This window comes from Psychrobacter sp. Sarcosine-02u-2, from assembly GCF_002836335.1.
Taxonomy (GTDB): Bacteria; Pseudomonadota; Gammaproteobacteria; order Pseudomonadales; family Moraxellaceae; genus Psychrobacter; species Psychrobacter faecalis.
This window is the reverse complement of record NZ_PJBX01000079.1, coordinates 1-327: the sequence shown is the minus strand read 5'-3', so window position 1 is coordinate 327 and position 327 is coordinate 1. Positions and strand designations below refer to the sequence as shown.

Below are 327 nucleotides of genomic sequence, written 5' to 3'. Positions count from 1 at the left end.
AATCGTACCGCTATAATTTTCCGGTATCTTGTCGTACTTATTGCCTTCGACAGAATTTACCTCATTACTATTATTAGCATCCGCTCCATGACAATGCGCATGACTATCTTCATGGTTGTTGGATTCAGCAACCTCGTCTTCAGGTTTGAGAAACATGCCGCATATCGGACAATCGCTCTTCTCAGTATCTCTAACCTCAGGATGCATCGGGCAGATATAAACCGTACCACTATAGTTTTCTGGCACTTTATCGTACTGACCACCTTTGATAGATTTTTCATCGGCAATATGTTTCATAAAACCACTCCTTGAAGACAATAAATATTG

Annotated in this window: 1 protein-coding gene; it reads right to left on the bottom strand. The window is 40.4% G+C overall.

Translation table 11 applies throughout. From position 1 onward, the window contains the following. A partial coding sequence (locus CXF58_RS01345) for a heavy metal-binding domain-containing protein (protein WP_323807196.1) occupies nucleotides 1-297 on the bottom strand: 297 nt, incomplete at its 3' end. Nucleotides 298-327 lie beyond the last annotated feature (30 nt).